We start from the raw sequence: 17,903 nt of genomic DNA on the forward strand, positions 1-17,903 counted from the left end.
TGAACGACGCGCCGCGCTCACTTGACATCGCTGCGCAAGCGCGACGCGCAGAGTCTTCGCTGTTTCACGTGAGACAATATTGTCACCGCGTAAAACTACGGAACGTCACGTAGGACTACGGAACAATGTCAGGCGCGTATGACGTCGCGCATCCTCCAACACGCGCAGATCGCATTCGCGACGCGATATCGCCATCAAATAGAAGGCGCGGCGAGGAACGAATGTGCTCCGGCGCAATGCGCAAAAAGAAAAGCCCGGCGCGAGCCGGGCTGTTTGCATCTTGATAGTTCGCCAGTGGCGCGGTCGCGTTACTTCGCGAGCTTGGCGATCTGATGCGTGAGGCGCGACACTTTGCGGCTCGCGTTGTTCTTGTGAATGATGTTGCGCTGCGCGGCGCGCATCAGCTGCGGCTCGGCGTTGGCCATCGCCTTCAGCGCAGCCTCGCGGTCGCCCTTCTTGATCGCGTCCTCGACGGAGCGAACGGCGCCGCGCATCTGGGTGCGGCGCGACTTGTTGATGATGGTGCGGCGGGCAATCTTGCGCGTCGCTTTCTTCGCGGAGGTCGTGTTGGCCATGCTCTCAAATATCCTTCGGCGGCGAGCAGTCGCCGCTCTTGCGGGTACGCGCGCGGCCCGCTTGACGCGGCCCCATCGACGCGGTGGGTTGTTCGGACGCCTCTCTGAGAATGCCATGACCGGAGCGGATGCTCGGCGGATCGGCGCTGCTCAAAGAACAGCGGCGGCGGGATTGCGCCCACCGCCAATGGCGACCTTATAGGGGCAGGCCTGCCGAGCGTCAACGGTCTCGGAGCGCCCGCGGCGGCCGGAATCGACCAAAACCCGGTTCTAAGCCCCTGACGAGGTTGAATTTCTGCGGGGGCCCCGCTATGGCCTTGCTGCCCGCAAGGGCGTGCGAGAGAGGGCAGGTGAGGCATGATCCGCGGTTTTTTCCGTCTGGTAGGGCTGTTGCTGCTGGCCGGAAGCTTCATCTTCCTGGTCTATGACGGCGCGCGCTGGGTGGCCGACCAGACCCTGCAGTTCACCCGTTTCGGCCAGCTCTGGAACGACGTCCACCAGGCGAGCCAGGCCGCCTTCAAGGCCTGGATCGAGGCCAAGGCCCCGTTCTTGTGGGAGTGGATCGTCAAGGTGTTTTTGGACCAGCCGGTGTTTGCGGTGCTTGGACTGCTTGGAATCCTGCTGATGCTGCTGTTCCGGCCGCGCAAGCCGCTGATCGGCTATGGACGCGACTGAGCGCGGCGGTTCGTCTCGCTGCGCCGGCAGCTGTATGCTGGCAGCATGCCGCGGGAACCGCTGGCGCGGCGTAACAGCGCTACTGCTGGACCCGTAGAGCCCTATATATTCCCCCTGAGGAGAGGTCATCGCGCCGTGGGCCGTCCCGCGGGCGCTGGCCATGAGCGGAGACATCCCATGTTCTTCATGCGCAAAGCCCCTGTCATGCCGTCTGCCGCCGAGGCGCTCCCCGGCCGCACTCAGCCGATCCCGACCGCCGCCACGCATTTCGTCAACGGTCGCCGCCTGTTGCCGCCCTATCCCGACGGCCTCGCGCAGGCCGTGTTCGGGCTCGGCTGCTTCTGGGGCGCGGAGCGCAAGTTCTGGCAGCTCGGCGACGGCATCCACGTCACCGCCGTCGGCTATGCCGGCGGCCATACGCCGAACCCGACCTACGAGGAGGTGTGCTCGGGGCAGACGGCGCACACGGAGGTCGTGCTGGTGGTGTTCGATCCCAAGGTCATGTCCTACGAGCGGCTCCTGAAGACGTTCTGGGAGAGCCATGACCCGACCCAGGGCATGCGCCAGGGCAACGACGTCGGCACGCAATATCGCTCGGCGATCTACACGTTCGGCGACGCGCAGCGCGAGGCCGCCGAGGCGTCGAAGACGGCCTATGAGTCGGCGCTGCGTGCCAAGGGGCTCGGCGCGATCACGACCGAGATTGCTCCGGCGGGGCCATTCTATTTCGCCGAGGATTATCATCAGCAGTACCTCGCGAAGAATCCGGCCGGCTATTGCGGCCTCGGCGGCACCGGGGTCGCGTGCCCGATCGGCGTCGGCGTGAGCGCCTAGGCCAGCCGCGCGCCGGATCGCGCCGAATATTCTCGGGTCCCTCTCCCACGCGGTGGGAGGGGGATTTTTTTCGAACCGCCTTCACCGCGGCGCGCTTGCGGATGCACGGACTGCACGCGCCAACGGTTTGTTAACCTTAACCGCGCATGACTAACGCACATCCTCATTCAAGGATTGTTCGAGTGCGCGCGTTGTTTGTTCCGGTCATTGCCGTCCTGTCCGCGATCCTGTTGTCGGGCTGCATGCAGACGATCTCCCCCGTCGCTGCCGTCCAGCCGCAGAGCGATCTCGACGCGATGGCCTATGGAACGCCTTCCTCCGGCCCGGTTGCCGCCACCGGGCAGGGCGGGGCGATCCCGGCGCTGCGCAACTCGTTCGCTGCCGCCACCCGCGCGGGCGCCTATGTCGTTCCCGCCGGCTACGTGCCGGCGCGGCGCGACTCCGCCTATCATCTCGACGCCGGCGACAAGCTGCGCGTCGTCGTCTACGGCCAGGAGGGCCTGACCAACACCTATGCGATCGACGCGTCCGGATCGATCACGATGCCGCTGATCGGCAGCGTGCCGGCGCGTGGCCGCACCACCGCCGGCCTCGCCGCCGAGATCACCGCCAAGCTCCGCAACGGCTACATCCGCGAGCCATCGGTGGCGGTCGAGATCGAGGCCTATCGCCCGTTCTTCATCCTCGGCGAGGTGCAGGCGCCCGGCCAATACCCTTACGTGCCCAACATGACGGTGGAGAGCGCAATCGCGATCGCCGGCGGCTTCTCGCCTCGGGCGCGGCGCGACATCGTCACCCTGACGCATACCGATGCGTCCGGAGTCGCGCGCTACGAGGTTCCGCTCGGGACCTCGCTCAAGCCGGGAGATACGATCCAGGTCGGCGAGCGCTGGTTCTGATATCAGCACGTCTCGCCCGGCTACAGGGATACATTGCCGCCGAGTGGCGCGCTGCTCCATCCGCCGTCATTGCGAGCCAACGGGTCCGCGCACATGCGCGGCCCGATGACAGGCTCCGCGAAGCAATCCAGAGCGTCACGCGCGACTCTGGATTGCTTCGTCGCTTCGCTCCTCGCAATGACGGTGGTGAGGTTCAGCGCAAATGCGTTCCGAGGAACGCGAGGCTACGGGTCCACGCCAGATCCGCGCTCGGCTTGTCGTAGCTCGCACGCTCGTCGCAGCCGAAGCCGTGCTGTGCGCCGGGATAGACGAAGATCTCGACGTCCGGCCGCTTGGCCTTGATGGTCTCGACGTCGCTCAGGGGGATGCCGGCGTCCTTCTCGCCGAAATGCAGCTGCGTCGGAACCGTCGGCTTGTCGTCGGCGAAGCGGATGATGGCGCCGCCGTAGTAGCCGACCGCGGCCTTCAGCCCGGTGAGCTTGGTCGCAGCCGCATAGGCGATGCTGCCGCCGAGGCAGAAACCGATGATGCCGACCGGCCCGACATTCCTCACGCCGTCGATTGCGGCCTGGGTGTCGCGCAAAAAGGCCGCCCAATCCGGATTGGCGACGAACTTGCGCGCGACCGCGATCTCGTCAGGCGAATAGCCCGAGGTGAAGCCGGGCTCGACGCGGTCGAAGATCGCCGGTGCGATCGCGACGTAGCCTTCGGCCGCGAGCCGGTCGCAGACATTGCGGATGTGATGATTGACGCCGAAGATCTCCTGGATCACGACCAGCGCGCCCTTCGGCGCCGCCGTCGGATCGGCGCGATAGGCGCCGAGCTGGAAGCCGTCGGATGCGGTGAGCTTGATGTCCTGTCCCACGTTCTGTCCTTTACGAAGTCGCGGCGCACGCTTCAGCGCCACATCCAGTTGGTACCGTAGTCCTCTTTCCAGCCGGTCAGCCGTCCCTTGCGGAACTGGAGGAACAGCCGATGACGGTGCGGGACCAGTCCGCTGCCGCCGAGATTACGCAGTGCCAGAAAGGTCTCGTTGCCGGACGTGCCGTTCAGATAGATCAACGGCTGATCCAGCACGCGCGATGTCTCCCCGACATCCATGCCGAACGCAAGCGGCGACACGTTGGATGACGTCGCTGTGAATGGCAGGCGGGTGATTCCGTGCGGCTGCCCGGCTCCTGCGGGCTGTGCGGCTGCCAGGATCGGCAGCACGGCCGCAGCCAGGCACAGCGTCATACGTACGGACGGTCTCATGGGCTGAAATCTCCTTTCGCTGTCGCGCGGCCTGCACCTCTTCTTAGCGCGCCCGGCGTCACCAGCCCAGCATCGTTCGCGCTGCACAACGCAAATGCCGTTTCATTTGCCAAGCCGACGCTCAAATCCCGTTGCGTCGCCGCGGCAACGCGATCATTCTTATGATGGCTGGCATCTATCCGGTGGGTTCCAGCGAATCGATAAAACCGAACTTCGCCGTAAGCGAAGTCGCACGCCGGGCGGGGAAGAAACCACATGCCCAATCTCACCATCAACGGGCGGACCATGTCCGTCGACGCGGCGCACGATACGCCGCTGCTATGGGTCATCCGCGAGCAGTTGCAGATGACCGGCACCAAGTTCGGCTGCGGCGCCGGGCTGTGCGGCGCCTGCACCGTGCATGTCAACGGCGAGGCCGTGCGCTCGTGCCAGACCATGGTCGGCGACGTCGCGAACAAGAAGATCACCACCATCGAGGGGCTGTCGCAGAAGGGCGATCATCCCCTGCAGAAGGCGTGGATCGCCGAGCAGGTGCCGCAATGCGGCTACTGCCAGTCCGGCCAGATCATGCAGGCGGCCTCGCTGCTCGCCAAGACCACGAGCCCGACCAAGGAGGAGATCGTCGCACATATGGACGGCAATCTCTGCCGCTGCATGACCTATTCGCGGATCCAGAAGGCGATCCAGCGCGCCGCGTCCGAAATGCGTACCGCGTCGAACACCAGCGACCGGAGGGCGACATGAACCAGCACGTGAAAGCAGCGCCTTCGATGGCCCCCGATCTCAGCCGCCGCTCCTTCCTGGTCGGCACCGCCGCGACCGGCCTCGTGCTCGGTTACGCCGGCCTCGCCGACAGCGCACTCGCCGCCGCGGCGCCTGCAAACTTCGAGCCCAGCGTGTGGTACGCGATTGCGCCGGACGGCATCGTGACCGTGACCTGCGGCAAGGCCGACATGGGCCAGCACATTGCGTCCACCATGGCGCAGATCGTTTGCGAGGAGCTCGGCGCCGCCTGGAAGGACATGCGGGTCCAGCTCGCCTCCAACGATCCGAAGTTCAACGATCCCGTGCTCGGCGCCCAGATCACCGGCGGCAGCTGGAGCACGATGATGAACTTCGATGCCATGAGCCGCGCCGGCGCAGCCGGCCGCATCGCGCTCACCGAGGCGGCTGCGACCGCGATGGGCGTGCCGGCCAAGGAGCTGGTCGTGCGCGACAGCGTCGTGATGCATCCGAAGTCCAAGAAGCAGATGAGCTATGCCGAGATCGTCAAGAGCGGCAAGATCACCAAGAGCTTCACGGCCGACGAGCTCAAGGCGCTGACGCTCAAGACGCCCGATCAGTACACCATGATCGGCGTCTCGGTGCCGCAGCTCGACATTCCTTCCAAGACCAACGGCACGGCGAAATACGGCATCGATACGATGCTGCCGGGCATGGTCTACGGCAAGGTCGTCACGCCGCCGGTGCGCTTCGGCGCCACGGTCACGGCGGTCGACGATTCCGAGGCCAAGAAGGTGCCGGGCTTCATCAAGGCGGTGACGCTCGACGACAAGACCGGTTCGACCTCGGGCTGGGTGGTGGCGGTCGCCAACACCTATGCCAACGCCAGGAAGGCGGCGGACGCGCTCAAGATCAGCTACGACAAAGGCCCCTACGCCAATGTCAGCACCGACACCATCATCACCGAGGCGATGCGGCTGCAGGCGCAGGACGATGCCGGGCAGTTCTTCGTCAAGGATGGCGATCCCATTGCAGCGCTATCGGGCGCGGCCAAGGTGCTGGAGGCGGAGTACACCACCAGCATCAACATCCATGCGCCGCTGGAGCCGATGAACGCGACCGCCGAGTTCAAGGGCGATATCCTGCACATCTACTCCGGCAATCAGTTCGCGACCCGTTCCGGCGCGATCGCGGCGGGTGCTGCCGGGATCGATCCGAAATATGTCGTTATGCACCAGGCCTGGCTCGGCGGCGGCTTCGGCCGCAGGCTCGATGCCGACATGATGGTGCCGGCGGTGCAGGCGGCGAAGGCCGTCGGCAAGCCGGTCAAGGTGATCTACTCCCGTGAGAACGACATGACGATGGACTACTCGCGGCCGCTCACCTACCAGAAGGTCAAGGCCGGGCTCGACAGCAACGGCAAGCTGATCGCGCTCAGCCACGACGTCGTCTCAGCCTGGCCGACGGCGCGCTGGGGCATCCCGGACTTCCTGTCGCCCTCGGTCGACAAGAAGGGGCCGCTCGACTCGTTCACGGTCAACGGCGCCGACTTCTTCTACACCGTGCCCAACCACCATGTGCGCGCGATCAAGAACGAGCTCGCGCACAATGCGACGCCGTCCGGGCAGCTCCGCTCTGTGGCGCCGGGTTGGACGTTCTGGGCGGTCGAGAGCATGATCGACGAGATCGCGGTGGCCTCGGGGCAGGACCCGGCGCAGTTCCGCATCGCGCTGCTCGACGGCAAGGGCAAGAACGACGGCGGCGCGCAGCGGTTGCGCAACACGCTGCTGGCAGCGATGGGCCTGTCCGGCTACGGCGCGAAGAAGCTGCCCAAGGGCGAGGGCATGGGCGTGTCCTGCGTGTCGTCGCAGGAGCGGGCGACCGCGAGCTGGACGGCGTGCGTCGCCCATGTGGCGGTTGCCGACACCGGCGAGGTCACGGTGAAGAAGCTCACCGTGGCGACCGACGTCGGCACGCAAGTGCATCCCGACAATATCCGCGCCCAGGTCGAGGGTGCGGCGCTGTGGGGATTGTCGCTGGCGATGTATGAGAAGGCGACGCTGAAGGATGGCGGCATCGAGCAGACCAACTTCGACAGCTACACGCCGCTGCGGATGAGCCAGGTGCCGGAGGTCGCAATCGCCGTCATCGCCAACGGCGAGAAGGCGACCGGCGTCGGCGAGCCCGCGGTGACCGTGGTCGCGCCGGCGCTCGGCAACGCCATCTACAACGCCTGCGGCGCGCGGCTGCGCTCGCTGCCGATCACGTCGGCGGCGGTCAAGGCGGCGATGAAGGCCTAGCGTCGTCGCGCGGCCAGCGCCGTATCTGGGAACCGCCGGAGCCAGTCTCCGGCGGTTGCTTTTTGCGCTGCGGTCAGGTCTCCGCGCCGGACGATTTGACCAATTCCCTTAACCTCTCGCTCACCTGAAACGATACAGCTTGAATGATCGGCTTAAGCCGCGACGAACCCGTATCCCGGTAACTTGCATGAGCAGCAAACCGCAGGGGGCGAGCACGTATGAGCGCGACAGCCAAGCAGACCGTGACCCAGACCGCGAACAGGCGCCATCTCCTGCTCGCGTCGGATCGCGGTGACCAGAGCAGCGAGCTGGCGCGCATCCTGCGCTCGGTCGGCGACGTCGACATGATGCCGACCACCGAAATCCCCGAGAACCCCGGCAACCGCTTCTCCGGCGTGATCGTCGACATCAACCTGCGCTCGCCGGAGAGCGTGCAGCGGGTGCGCAAGAAGCTGTCGTCGCGCGCCTATAGCGAGGTGCCACGGCTGTTTGTGCTGGCCGAGGCGCTGCACCACGCCACCATGCAGGCGTGGGCGCTGGGCGCCACCGACACCATCGCGCGGCCGTTCAGCCCCGCCGATGTGCTGCAGCGCATCCGCTCGGCGCTCCCCGCCGACGACGGCTATGACGAGACTGATCGCGGCAAGCTGCTCAATCGCGGCGTCGAGGCCGCGCAGGCCATCATGGTCAAGATCTTCGAGAAGCTGCCCACCGGCGCGCATCTGACGATGGAGGACATCGTCGCGGCCGAGAACAAGATCCTGAAGGCGATCAAGCACTCGTCCTTGCGCGAATGGATGACCGTGGTCGGCTGTCACCACAACGACACCTACCGGCATTGCCTGTTCGTGACCGGGCTTGCGGTCGGCTTCTCGATTCATCTGGGCATGCGCGACGACGACCAGCGCCGGCTGGTCCGCGCGGCGCTGCTGCACGACGTCGGCAAGGCGTTCATTCCGGTCGCGATCCTCGACAAGCAGGGCAAGCTGACGGCGGAGGAGATCGCGCTGCTGCGCCAGCATCCGCGCCGCGGCTACGAGGCGCTGTGGCGGCAGGGCGGCTTCCCGCCGGAGATGCTCGACGTCATCCTGCATCACCACGAGTTCCTCGACGGCTCCGGCTACCCTGACGGGCTGCACAACGAGCAGATCAGCGACATCGTGCGCCTCACCACGATCGTCGACATCTACGCCGCGCTGATCGAGCACCGCGCCTATCGGCCGGCCTTCACCCATGCCCGTGCGTTCCAGATCATGGAGAACATGGGCCCGAAGCTCGACCAGCAACTGCTGCAGGCGTTTCGCCCGGTCGCGATGGGCGCGCATTGACGCGATCGCCTGAGAGCGCATCCATCGCCCGGCGGTAGCTGCTCGACGCAAGTGCATCTCGGCGGAGGCGCACTATCCTACCCGCCAATCGATGAAAGGCGGGAGGAGCAGCATGGGCGCAGCCGAACAGGCCGGCGAGGTCATTCCCGGGCATATCGCCGCCGCGCTGGTCGATCCGGCCTGTTACGCCGACGACCGCATCCATGATGCCTATCGCTGGCTGCGCGCCAACAATCCGCTCGGGCGGGCCGAGCTCGACGCGTTCGATCCGTTCTGGGTGGTGACGCGGCACGCTGACATTCTCGCCATCAGCCGTCAGAACGATCTGTTCCACAATGCCGACCGTGCGACCACGCTGACCAACAAGGCGGTGCTGGAGCGCGTTCACAAGATCACCGGCCAGCCCAATCTCGTGCGTTCGCTGGTGCAGATGGATGCGCCGGACCATCCGAAATATCGCGCGCTGACGCAGGGCTGGTTCATGCCGGCCAACATCGCCAAATTCGAGCCGCGCATTCGCCAGATCGCGCGTGCGACCGTCGACCGCATGGCGGCGAAGGCCGCGGCCAATGGCGGCGTCTGCGATTTCGTCGCGGACGTCGCGCTCGGCTATCCGCTGCATGTGATCATGGAGATCCTCGGCGTGCCGGAAGAAGATGAGCCGCGCATGCTCAAGCTGACGCAGGAGCTGTTCGGCCCGCAGGATCCGGACACCGCGCGGGTGCGCGAGGCGCTGTCGGCGGAGGTGTTCGCGGCCATGCTGCAGGCCGTGGTCGCGGATTTCGCCGCCTACTTCCAGCGCATCACCGACGACCGCAGGGCCAATCCGCGCGACGATCTCGCCACCGTCATCGCCAATGCCAGGATCAATGGCGAGGACATGCCGCTGCATGACCGCACCAGCTACTACATGATCGTTGCGACCGCAGGCCACGACACGACGTCGTCGTCGACCGCCGGCGCGATCTGGGCGCTGGCGGAAGACCCCGAACAATTCGCGCGCGTCAAGGCCGATCCCGCGCTAATCCCCGGACTCGTCGACGAGGCGATCCGCTGGATGACGCCGGTCAAGCACTTCATGCGCAGCGCCACCGCCGACACCGAGCTCGGCGGCCGCCATATCGCGAAGGGCGACTGGCTCATGCTGTGCTACGCGTCAGGCAATCGCGACGAAGCCGTGTTCGACGAGCCCGACACGTTTCGTTGCAACCGCAAGCCGAACCGGCACGTCGCCTTCGGCTATGGCGCGCATCTCTGCCTCGGCCAGCATCTCGCCAGGCTCGAGATGCGCATCCTGTTCGAGGAGTTGCTGCCGCGCCTCGCGTCGCTGTCGCCGGCGGGACCGGTGAAGATGACGCAGGCGACCTTCGTCAACGGGCCGAAGAAGCTGCCGATCCGCGTGGAGATGTCTTGAGGTCGAGCCGCTCGATCCTGCTCAATCCAGCAGCTTGCGCAGCTCGGCCTTTGCGACCTTCTCCAGGGTCGAGCGCGGCATCTCACCGACGAGCTTCACCTCGCGCGGCACCTTGAAGTCGGCGAGACCGGCGCGGCAGGCGGCCAGCACCTTCCCGGGAAGTTCGTCGCGCGCGATCCCGGGCTGCGGGATCACGAACGCGACCGGCACCTCGTCCAGCATCGGATGCTTCCTGGCGACGACGGCGGTCTCGCGCACGCCGGGCACGGTGATGATCACCTGCTCGATCTCGGACGCCGCGACGTTCTCGCCGCCGACCTTGAGCATGTCCTTGGTGCGATCGCCGAACTTGATGAAGCCGTCGGCCAGGCGCGTGACGCGGTCACCGGTGAGGAAGAAGCCGTCGGCATCGTAGCTCGTGCGGGTCGCTTCGGCGTTGTAGAGATATTCGGCGAACAGCGACAGGCCGGGCACGCCCTTGATGGCGAGGTTGCCGGTGGCGCCGACCTCGGTGGGCCGGCCGTCATCGTCGGTGATGCGGATGGTGTATTCCGGTGCGGCCCGGCCGATCGACATCGGCGCGTTGGGCTGGTCGATCTCGCCGACGATGCCGTGGGTGATGGTCTCGGTCATGCCCCACCAGCCGATGATCTTGATGCCGAACCTGGCAAACGCAGGCGGCTCGGATACCGCCGTGCCCCACAGCCGGAACTTGTGATGCTTCGGCACCTCCTGGTCGAGCAGCGCCTTCATGCAGAACGGGATGGTCGAGGTCCAGGTGCAGCCATGCTCGAGCGCGACGCTCCAGAAGCGGCTCGCGGAGAAGCGCGGCTGGATCACGCAGGTCGCGCCGACCCAGAGCGTGGCCAGCATCGAATAGGCCAGCGCGTTGGTGTGGAACAGCGGCAGATAGGTCTGGTGCACGTCGCCCTGATGCAGGTCCTCGTGCACGGCATTGACCTTGGCGCCCCATAGCGCGTTGGCATGCGTCCACAGCACCGCCTTCGGCCGCGACGTCGTGCCCGAGGTGTATTGCACGCTGCAAGGCGCCAGCGGGTCGGCCGGCCGCCGCGGCCGGTCGGCACTGTCGGCAAACAGCGCTTCGAAGCGCTGGCCGCGTCCGACGGCCGGCGCCTCCGCCTGACCGGGATCGTGCGAGATCACGGCCATCCACTTGAGACCGCGGCAATGCGCTGCGATCATCTCGGCATAGGCCGGCTGGGTGATCGCCGCCACCGCGCGACAGTGCTCGGCGAAGTAGCTCATTTCGGCGGCTGCCGAGCGCGTGTTGGTCGTGACGGCGAGTGCGCCGAGTTCGACACAGGCGAACCAGGCGAGCATCGCCTCGACGCAATTGTCGAGATGGATCAGCACGGCATCGCCAGGCCGGACGCCGCGCTTGACCAGCCCTGCGGCCAAGGCGCCGACACGGTCGTGAAAGGCGCCATAGGTCCAGCGGCGCGCCGGCGCATCGAACGGGGCGGAGATCAGGAACGGATGGTCGCGCCGGGTCTCGCTGCGCAGCTTCAACAGCCAGGGCACGTCCATGCCGTCGAACGGCGTCACCGTGCCCGCTGCCATCGTCGTTCCGTTCATCTTCGCTCCCGCCATTCTTGAGTACGGCCTGTCTCCGGCCGCTTCGTTCTTGTCGTCATCTTTTGCCACCTCGCGCCGCCGCGATCAAATCGGGATTGAACCCGTCTCCGTCTGCGGGCGACCAATGGCGCGGCAAGACACGCCCGGAGGTTTGCATGCAGGCCGAGCCACGACCATGGCGGCTGCCCGATGCGCGCTATTTCCAGATCGCGGCATTGGCGACGCTGCTGGCGATCAATTTCGCCGCGATCGATTTCGGCGCGCGTCCCGCCGCGAGCGTGATCGCGGTCACCATGGCGCTGCTCACGCAGGTGGTCTGCTGCCGCATCGCCGGCGTGCCGCTCGATCTCAAATCGCCGCTGATCACCGGCCTCTCGCTCAGCCTGCTGTTGCGCGCCGATGCGCTGTGGCTGCATGCGGCGGCGGCCATGATCGCGATCGGCTCCAAATTCGTGCTGCGCATCGACGGCAAGCACATGTTCAACCCGGCCGGGCTCGCGATCGTGGGGCTGCTGCTCGGCTCCAAGAGCGTGTGGATCTCGCCGGGCCAATGGGGTACGGAGATCTGGTTCGCGAGCCTCGCCGGCTTCTTCGCGATCCTCGTGCTCAGCGCGTCCCGCCGGGTGGATATCGCGCTGTATTTCTTCGCAAGTCACGCCGCGCTCCTGCTGCTGCGCGCCGCCTGGCTCGGCGATCCCCTGGCGATTCCGCTGCATCAGCTGCAGAGCGGCTCGCTGCTGATCTTCACCTTCTTCATGATCTCCGACCCGCGCACCTCGCCGGACTCGCGCGTCGGCCGGCTGCTGTTCGCGCTGAGCGTTGCGGTCGCGGCGCACTACCTCACCTTCGCCCTGCAGATGCGGCCGGCGCTCTATGTGGCGCTGATCGCGCTGTCGCCGCTCACGCTGCTGCTCGATCGGCTCGTCCCTGAGACCCGCTTTTCCTGGCGTTCATCCGTTCCCGAAGGAGTGTCGACATGACCCCGCGTGACAACAAGCTCTTCCGCACCGGCGTCGCGGCCACCGCGATCCTGGCCAACGCGGCGATGGCGCCGGCGAATGCCTTCTGCGGCTTCTATGTCGCCCAGGCGGATGCAAAGCTGTTCAACCAGTCGTCGAAGGTCGTGCTGGCCCGCGACGGCGAGCAGACCGCGATCACGATGGCCAGCGACTTCGAGGGCGACGTGAAGGAGTTCGCGGTCGTCGTTCCCGTGCCGACCTTCATCGAGCGCAAGCAGATCGGTGTGGTCGAGCCGAAGACGATCGATCATCTCGACAAATACACCGCGCCGCGGCTGGTTGAATATCATGATGTCGACCCTTGCGCGCCGGTCGTCGTCGCGGCGCGGGCCATGTCCGCGGCGCCAATGATGGCAGGCGCCGTCTACGAGATGGCCCGGCGGAACTATGGCGTCACCGTCGAGGCCAGCTACGACGTCGCTGAATACGACGTGCTGATCCTGTCGGCGCAGGAGAGCGACGGCCTGACCCGCTGGCTGACCGACAACGACTATCGCATCCCGGCGGGCGCGGAGTCCGTGCTCGGCAGCTACATCAGGCAGGGCATGCGGTTCTTCGTCGCCAAGGTCAATGTCGAGCGGATGAAGGGACTGGGGAACGGCCAGCTCCGGCCCCTGCAGGTACGCTACCGGAGCGCCAAGTTCATGGTGCCGCTGCGGCTCGGCACGGTCAATGCCAGGGGACCGCAGGACCTCATCATCTATGCCCTGACGAGGAGCGGCCGCATCGAGGCGGCCAATTATCGCACGGTGAAGATCCCATCCGACATCGATGTCCCGCTCTATGTGAAGGACGAGTTCGGGCCGTTCTACAAGGCGCTGTTCGAGCGCGCCGTCGCGCGTGAGAACATGCAGGCGGTGTTCGTCGAATATGCCTGGGACATGGGATGGTGCGACCCCTGCGCCGCCGATCCGATGAGCAACAGGGAGCTGGTCGAGCTCGGCGCGCGCTGGATCGGCAGCGACGATGACGCCTCGTTCCGCACCACGCGCCGTGGCGGCTCCGATGCCTACGCGACCCGGCTGCACGTGCGCTACGATGCCAAGACGTTCCCCGAGGACATCGTGTTCATCGAGACCAAGGACCGCAGCAATTTCCAGGGCCGCTATGTCCAGCACCACCCCTGGCGGGGCGAGGCGTCCTGTCCAGCGGCGAAGACCTACCAGGACAATCTCGCCGCACGCTTCGCCAGGGAGGCGACGGATCTCGCGCAACTGACCGGATGGTCGCGCAGCGAGATCGCCGCCAAAATGGAGAAGAGCGGCGAGACCGCGAGGCAATGACCTCGGCGTGGCCCCGGCTCAATCCTGATACGACGAGATCTCGATCAGGCTGCCGTCGGGGTCGCGGCAATACACCGAGCGCAGGGTGCCGCGCGCGCCCTGCTTGGCGACCGGGCCTTCCTCGATGGCGACGCCGAGCGCCCTGAGATGCGCCACAACCTCGTCGGGGGTGCTGGTGGTGAGGAAGCAGAGGTCGTCGCTGCCGGCCACGACGTGGTCGGCCGTGAACCAGTCGACCTTGTCCGCGTCCTTCGGTCGCACGTTGATCTTCTGGTTCCCGAACAGCAGCGACGTGCGCCTCGCCTTGCCTTGTCCGGGATCGAACACCTGGACCGTCATGCCCAGCACTGCTTGATACCACGCCGTCGTGCGCTCGACGTCGGCGACATTGATGACCAGATGATCGAGCGCATCGACCTTGACTGGCATGGGCCCTTCCCTCCTGATGGGACATCGATCTCGCCGCCATCGCGGCACTCTGTTACAATCGATGTTACAATAGATCCTGGCGGCTCGTTGACCGCCGCCCAACGATAATGCCTGAGGAAACGCATGATTTCACGTCGTACCGCGCTTGGTCTGATCGCCTCCGCCGTCCCGTCCATCGCTGCTGTTCGCAACGCCTCCGCGGCCGACTATCCCACCCGTCCCGTCCGCTTCGTGGTGGGGTATCCTCCGGGCGGCGCGACCGACATCCTGGCGCGGCTGATCGGCCAGCGGCTGTCCGAGACGCTCGGTCAGCAGTTCATCGTCGAGAACAAGCCGGGAGCCGGCAACAATATCGGCACCGATGCCGTGGTGAACGCGGCGGCGGACGGCTACACCGTGTTGCTGGTCAATCCGGCCAACTACATCAATGCCAGCCTCTACACCAATCTCAAATTCAACTTCGTCCGCGATATCGCGCCGGTGGCCTCGTTCAACCGCGTCCCCAACGTGATGACCGTCAACAAGGACATCGAGGCCAAGACCGTCGCCGAGTTCATCGCTTATCTCAAGGCAAACCCCGGCAAGGTGAACATGGCCTCGTCCGGCAACGGCACCTCGGTGCATCTGTCGGGCGAGATGTTCATGGCGATGACCGGAACCAAGATGCAGCACGTGCCCTATCGCGGCGCGGCGCCGGCGATCACCGACATGCTCGGCGGCCAGGTGCAGGTCATCTTCGACAACATGCCCTCCATCATCCAGCACATCCGCTCCGGCTCGTTGCGGGCGCTCGGCGTCACCACGCAGCAGCGTTCGCCGCAATTGCCGGACGTCCAGACCGTCGCCGAGACCGTGCCCGGCTACGAGGCGAGCGCGCTGTTCGGTATCGGCGCGCCGAAGAACACGCCGAAGGAGATCATCGAGAAGCTCAACAAGCAGGTCAACACCATCCTGGCCGAGCCCGAGATCAAGACCCGTCTCGTCGATCTCGGCGGCGAGCCGCTGATCCAGTCGCCGGAGCAGTTCGGCGCCCAGATCGTCGCCGAGACCGAGAAGTGGAAGAAGGTCGTCGAGTTCGCCGGCCTGAAGGTCGAATGAGACGAGTAGGCGACGCCGCGATCGCCGGGCCGCGCGCCGCGGCAGGTCTTCGATGAGGCGCCAGCCCGCCAGACGGGTGTCGAGGGCTGAAGGTGACGTGCCGCGCAGGCGACACGTCACTGCCTTGGTTGGTGATCCGTTCCGCCGATTTGTCGTTTTTTGACCATGCCGGTGTGGTGCAACCCTCCGGCCAGAAGAGGAACAGATCATGCGCAAGGTTATGATGATGGCAGCCGGCCTCGTCGGCGTTGCACTTGGTGGCGGTATCGCGCCGGCCTCCGCAGGCGGTTACGACTATCCCTGGTGTGTGCAGGGCCGAGGCGTCGGTTACCCCGGTGACTGCTCCTACCAGACCTTCGAGCAATGCCGGGCGAGTGCCTCCGGGCGCAATGCAGGCTGCGGCATCAATCCGCGCGTCGCGTTCGATCCTGCCCGCCGCCGCCCCTCGGTCTATGTCGATATGCCGCCGCCGCGCCGCGTGCACCGCTATCAGTATTACTGACACCCTCGACCGAGTGGGTCGGCGTGCGCGACCGATCGGCTGACGCAGGCGCGCTTCCGGGATCGCGCGGGCTTGCATCGACTTTGCGTTCGTATATACTTTGTACCGCAAAGTTATACGAGCCGGTCACCGGCTTCAGGTGAGACATGCGCGATCTCGATAAGGCGCTGGCGGACATCATCGCGATCCGCAGCCAGCTTGCGGCGGGCACGGCATTTCGCGGCTACGGGCCGGCGACGATGGCCGCGACCTCGGCCGTCGCGCTGGTCACTGCGCTCCTTCAGCAGCTGTTTCTGCGCGACCCGACGGCCGACGCGTGGACGTTCCTGCTCGGATGGGCGGCGGCAGCCTGCGTGTCGCTGACCATGATCTGGTTCGAGATGCGGGCGCGATCGCGCCGGCATCATTCCGGCCTTGCAGATGCGATGATCCATCAGGCGGTCGAGCAGTTCCTGCCAGCGGGCATCGCCGGCGTGCTGCTCGCGGTGCTGTTGTGGAAGTTCGCGCCGGAGGCGCTGTGGATGCTGCCGGGCCTGTGGCAGATCCTGATGTCGCTCGGCGTGTTCGCGTCGGTGCGCTCGCTGCCGCGCACGGTAGCGCTTGCCGGGGCGTTCTATTTCATGGCCGGCTTCGCCGTGTTGCTGGTCGGCAGCGCCACGCATGCGCTGTCGCCGTGGACGATGGGGCTTCCGTTCGCGATCGGACAGGGGCTGATGGCGGGCATTCTGTATTTTGCGACCGGAGAGTCCGATGTCGAAGACTGATGGCAGCGCGCCGTTCTCCTATGACGGCCTCGATCGCGTCATCCACGAGAAGGCAAGGCTCGGCCTGCTCACCTCGCTGATGGCGCACCCGAAGGGTCTCGCCTTTGCCGACCTCAAGCAGCTCTGCGGGCTGACCGACGGCAATCTGTCGCGGCATCTGCAGGTGCTGCAGGAGGCCGGTCTCGTCGAGGTCACCAAGGGCTATGAGGGCAATCGCCCGCATACCACCTGCCGGCTGACGAAGGCGGGACGCCGCCGCTTCCTCGACTATCTCGCCGTGCTCGAGCGCCTCGTCCGCGACGCCGCGGCCGCTGCCGGCAAGGAGCACACGCCATCGTCGGTCGGCCTGATCCCGGGCCGCGTCTGACTCTCGCATCGCGTTTATTTTTGACCTGGAGCTTTGCAATGCAAAGTAGTCTGCAACCTCAATCGCCTGCTGTGGTGGATGGCCTGCATGTTGGCATCATCATGGATGGCAATGGCCGCTGGGCGACGCGCAAGGGCCTGTCGCGGCTGCGCGGGCACGAGGCGGGCGTCGAGGCGATTCGGCGCGTCGTCGAAGCCGCGCCCGACCAGGGCATCGGCACGCTGACGCTGTATGCGTTCTCCAGCGACAATTGGCGACGCCCGCGGGCCGAGGTCGCAGCCCTGATGGCGCTGCTGCGGATCTATCTCGCCAGCGAGGTGGAGGCGCTGGTGCGCAATGGCGTCCGCCTCACCGTGATCGGCCGTCGCGACCGGCTGCCCGGCGGCATCGCCGACGCGATCGGCCGGGCCGAAGCGGCCACCCGCGACGGCAGCACCCTGCATCTGCGCATCGCCGTCGACTATTCGGCGCGCGACGCCATCCTCGCGGCGGCGGCGAAGGCCCGCGACATCGACGGCCTGACGCGTGCGGCGTTCTCCGACCTCGTGACCGGCCAAGCCGGCTTGCGCGACGTCGACCTGATCATCCGCACCTCCGGCGAGCAGCGCCTGTCCGACTTCCTGCTCTGGGAAGGTGCCTATGCCGAGCTGCATTTCACCCAGCGCATGTGGCCCGATTTCGATGCCGCCGATCTGGCCCAGGCGCTCGCCTCCTTCCGCGGCCGCGAGCGCCGCTTCGGCGGCCTCGAGGCGGCGCCGCTGGCACCGGCGCCGGTCGCCTGACGACGGCGCAATCTTTCCGCGCATCGGGGAATCATCTACCGCTTGCAGCACGAGCGCAGAG

The 17,903-nt window shown here is 66.3% G+C and carries 19 protein-coding genes; 14 read left to right on the forward strand and 5 right to left on the reverse strand.

Translation table 11 applies throughout. From position 1 onward, the window contains the following. Positions 1-308: 308 nt before the first annotated feature. Positions 309-575 carry a 30S ribosomal protein S20 gene (gene rpsT, locus ACQR1D_RS02355; protein WP_012047584.1) on the reverse strand — a complete coding sequence of 89 codons (267 nt, stop codon included), beginning with the start codon at positions 573-575 and terminating at the stop codon, positions 309-311. Positions 576-932: 357 nt separating this feature from the next. Here rpsT and ACQR1D_RS02360 point away from each other — a divergent pair, with 357 nt between their 5' ends. From ACQR1D_RS02360 to ACQR1D_RS02370, 3 genes are all read left to right on the forward strand, one after another. Beyond that, positions 933-1,250 carry a hypothetical protein gene (locus ACQR1D_RS02360; RefSeq protein WP_315715027.1) on the forward strand — a complete coding sequence of 106 codons (318 nt, stop codon included), beginning with the start codon at positions 933-935 and terminating at the stop codon, positions 1,248-1,250. A 177-nt stretch (positions 1,251-1,427) separates the two neighbouring features. After that, positions 1,428-2,084, forward strand: coding sequence for a peptide-methionine (S)-S-oxide reductase MsrA (gene msrA / locus ACQR1D_RS02365; protein ID WP_434893650.1), 657 nt, complete (start codon positions 1,428-1,430; stop codon positions 2,082-2,084). Between the two features lie 182 nt (positions 2,085-2,266). Further along, a complete protein-coding gene (locus tag ACQR1D_RS02370) occupies positions 2,267-2,983 on the forward strand; it encodes a polysaccharide biosynthesis/export family protein (RefSeq protein ID WP_315803884.1) in 717 nt (238 codons plus the stop codon). Positions 2,984-3,176: 193 nt separating this feature from the next. Here ACQR1D_RS02370 and ACQR1D_RS02375 read toward each other — a convergent pair whose 3' ends face one another. Next, positions 3,177-3,848 carry a dienelactone hydrolase family protein gene (locus ACQR1D_RS02375; protein WP_434839960.1) on the reverse strand — a complete coding sequence of 224 codons (672 nt, stop codon included), beginning with the start codon at positions 3,846-3,848 and terminating at the stop codon, positions 3,177-3,179. A gap of 32 nt (positions 3,849-3,880) precedes the next feature. Then, a complete protein-coding gene (locus tag ACQR1D_RS02380) occupies positions 3,881-4,237 on the reverse strand; it encodes a hypothetical protein (RefSeq protein WP_434839959.1) in 357 nt (118 codons plus the stop codon). A gap of 255 nt (positions 4,238-4,492) precedes the next feature. Between ACQR1D_RS02380 and ACQR1D_RS02385 the strand changes: the two genes are divergently transcribed. The 4 genes from ACQR1D_RS02385 (at position 4,493) to ACQR1D_RS02400 (ending at position 10,002) form a co-directional block, all read left to right on the forward strand. Further along, a complete protein-coding gene (locus ACQR1D_RS02385; RefSeq protein ID WP_315735504.1) occupies positions 4,493-4,981 on the forward strand; it encodes a (2Fe-2S)-binding protein in 489 nt (162 codons plus the stop codon). Beyond that, positions 4,978-7,260 (forward strand): molybdopterin cofactor-binding domain-containing protein, encoded by a 2,283-nt coding sequence (locus ACQR1D_RS02390; RefSeq protein ID WP_434839958.1) that lies wholly within the window; start codon positions 4,978-4,980, stop codon positions 7,258-7,260. The genes ACQR1D_RS02385 and ACQR1D_RS02390 overlap by 4 nt, the downstream gene beginning before the upstream one ends. Before the next feature lie 218 nt (positions 7,261-7,478). Beyond that, positions 7,479-8,588, forward strand: coding sequence for an HD-GYP domain-containing protein (locus tag ACQR1D_RS02395; RefSeq protein ID WP_315803881.1), 1,110 nt, complete (start codon positions 7,479-7,481; stop codon positions 8,586-8,588). Between the two features lie 112 nt (positions 8,589-8,700). Further along, positions 8,701-10,002 carry a cytochrome P450 gene (locus tag ACQR1D_RS02400; protein WP_434839957.1) on the forward strand — a complete coding sequence of 434 codons (1,302 nt, stop codon included), beginning with the start codon at positions 8,701-8,703 and terminating at the stop codon, positions 10,000-10,002. A 21-nt stretch (positions 10,003-10,023) separates the two neighbouring features. Here ACQR1D_RS02400 and ACQR1D_RS02405 read toward each other — a convergent pair whose 3' ends face one another. Then, the gene (locus ACQR1D_RS02405) at positions 10,024-11,598 is read right to left on the reverse strand and encodes an AMP-binding protein (RefSeq protein ID WP_434839956.1); all 1,575 of its coding nucleotides are present in this window, start codon (positions 11,596-11,598) and stop codon (positions 10,024-10,026) included. Positions 11,599-11,753: 155 nt separating this feature from the next. On the opposite strand from ACQR1D_RS02405, the gene ACQR1D_RS02410 reads away from it, so the two are divergent. Together ACQR1D_RS02410 and ACQR1D_RS02415 are read left to right on the forward strand one after the other, a co-directional pair. Beyond that, positions 11,754-12,578, forward strand: a complete 825-nt coding sequence (locus tag ACQR1D_RS02410; RefSeq protein ID WP_315803878.1) for an RnfABCDGE type electron transport complex subunit D — start codon at positions 11,754-11,756, stop codon at positions 12,576-12,578. Beyond that, positions 12,575-13,900, forward strand: coding sequence for a DUF2330 domain-containing protein (locus ACQR1D_RS02415; RefSeq protein ID WP_434839955.1), 1,326 nt, complete (start codon positions 12,575-12,577; stop codon positions 13,898-13,900). Before ACQR1D_RS02410 ends, ACQR1D_RS02415 begins: the two co-directional genes overlap by 4 nt. A gap of 18 nt (positions 13,901-13,918) precedes the next feature. Here the strand turns inward: ACQR1D_RS02415 and ACQR1D_RS02420 are convergent, their stop codons facing one another. Further along, positions 13,919-14,329 carry a VOC family protein gene (locus ACQR1D_RS02420; protein ID WP_315803876.1) on the reverse strand — a complete coding sequence of 137 codons (411 nt, stop codon included), beginning with the start codon at positions 14,327-14,329 and terminating at the stop codon, positions 13,919-13,921. Positions 14,330-14,452: 123 nt separating this feature from the next. On the opposite strand from ACQR1D_RS02420, the gene ACQR1D_RS02425 reads away from it, so the two are divergent. From ACQR1D_RS02425 to ACQR1D_RS02445, 5 genes are all read left to right on the forward strand, one after another. Beyond that, positions 14,453-15,427: a Bug family tripartite tricarboxylate transporter substrate binding protein gene (locus ACQR1D_RS02425; RefSeq protein ID WP_316215333.1), complete on the forward strand. Its 975-nt coding sequence runs from the start codon at positions 14,453-14,455 to the stop codon at positions 15,425-15,427. A 208-nt stretch (positions 15,428-15,635) separates the two neighbouring features. Continuing rightward, the gene (locus ACQR1D_RS02430) at positions 15,636-15,929 is read left to right on the forward strand and encodes a DUF3551 domain-containing protein (RefSeq protein WP_315803874.1); all 294 of its coding nucleotides are present in this window, start codon (positions 15,636-15,638) and stop codon (positions 15,927-15,929) included. A gap of 146 nt (positions 15,930-16,075) precedes the next feature. Continuing rightward, positions 16,076-16,693, forward strand: a complete 618-nt coding sequence (locus ACQR1D_RS02435; RefSeq protein WP_315715042.1) for a hypothetical protein — start codon at positions 16,076-16,078, stop codon at positions 16,691-16,693. Next, positions 16,680-17,060 (forward strand): winged helix-turn-helix domain-containing protein, encoded by a 381-nt coding sequence (locus ACQR1D_RS02440; RefSeq protein ID WP_315735483.1) that lies wholly within the window; start codon positions 16,680-16,682, stop codon positions 17,058-17,060. The genes ACQR1D_RS02435 and ACQR1D_RS02440 overlap by 14 nt, the downstream gene beginning before the upstream one ends. Positions 17,061-17,098: 38 nt before the next feature. Beyond that, the gene (locus tag ACQR1D_RS02445; protein ID WP_316179114.1) at positions 17,099-17,842 is read left to right on the forward strand and encodes a di-trans,poly-cis-decaprenylcistransferase; all 744 of its coding nucleotides are present in this window, start codon (positions 17,099-17,101) and stop codon (positions 17,840-17,842) included. The last annotated feature ends 61 nt before the right edge of the window (positions 17,843-17,903 follow it).

It is taken from the genome of Bradyrhizobium sp. HKCCYLRH2047 (assembly GCF_051168175.1).
GTDB lineage: Bacteria > Pseudomonadota > Alphaproteobacteria > Rhizobiales > Xanthobacteraceae > Bradyrhizobium.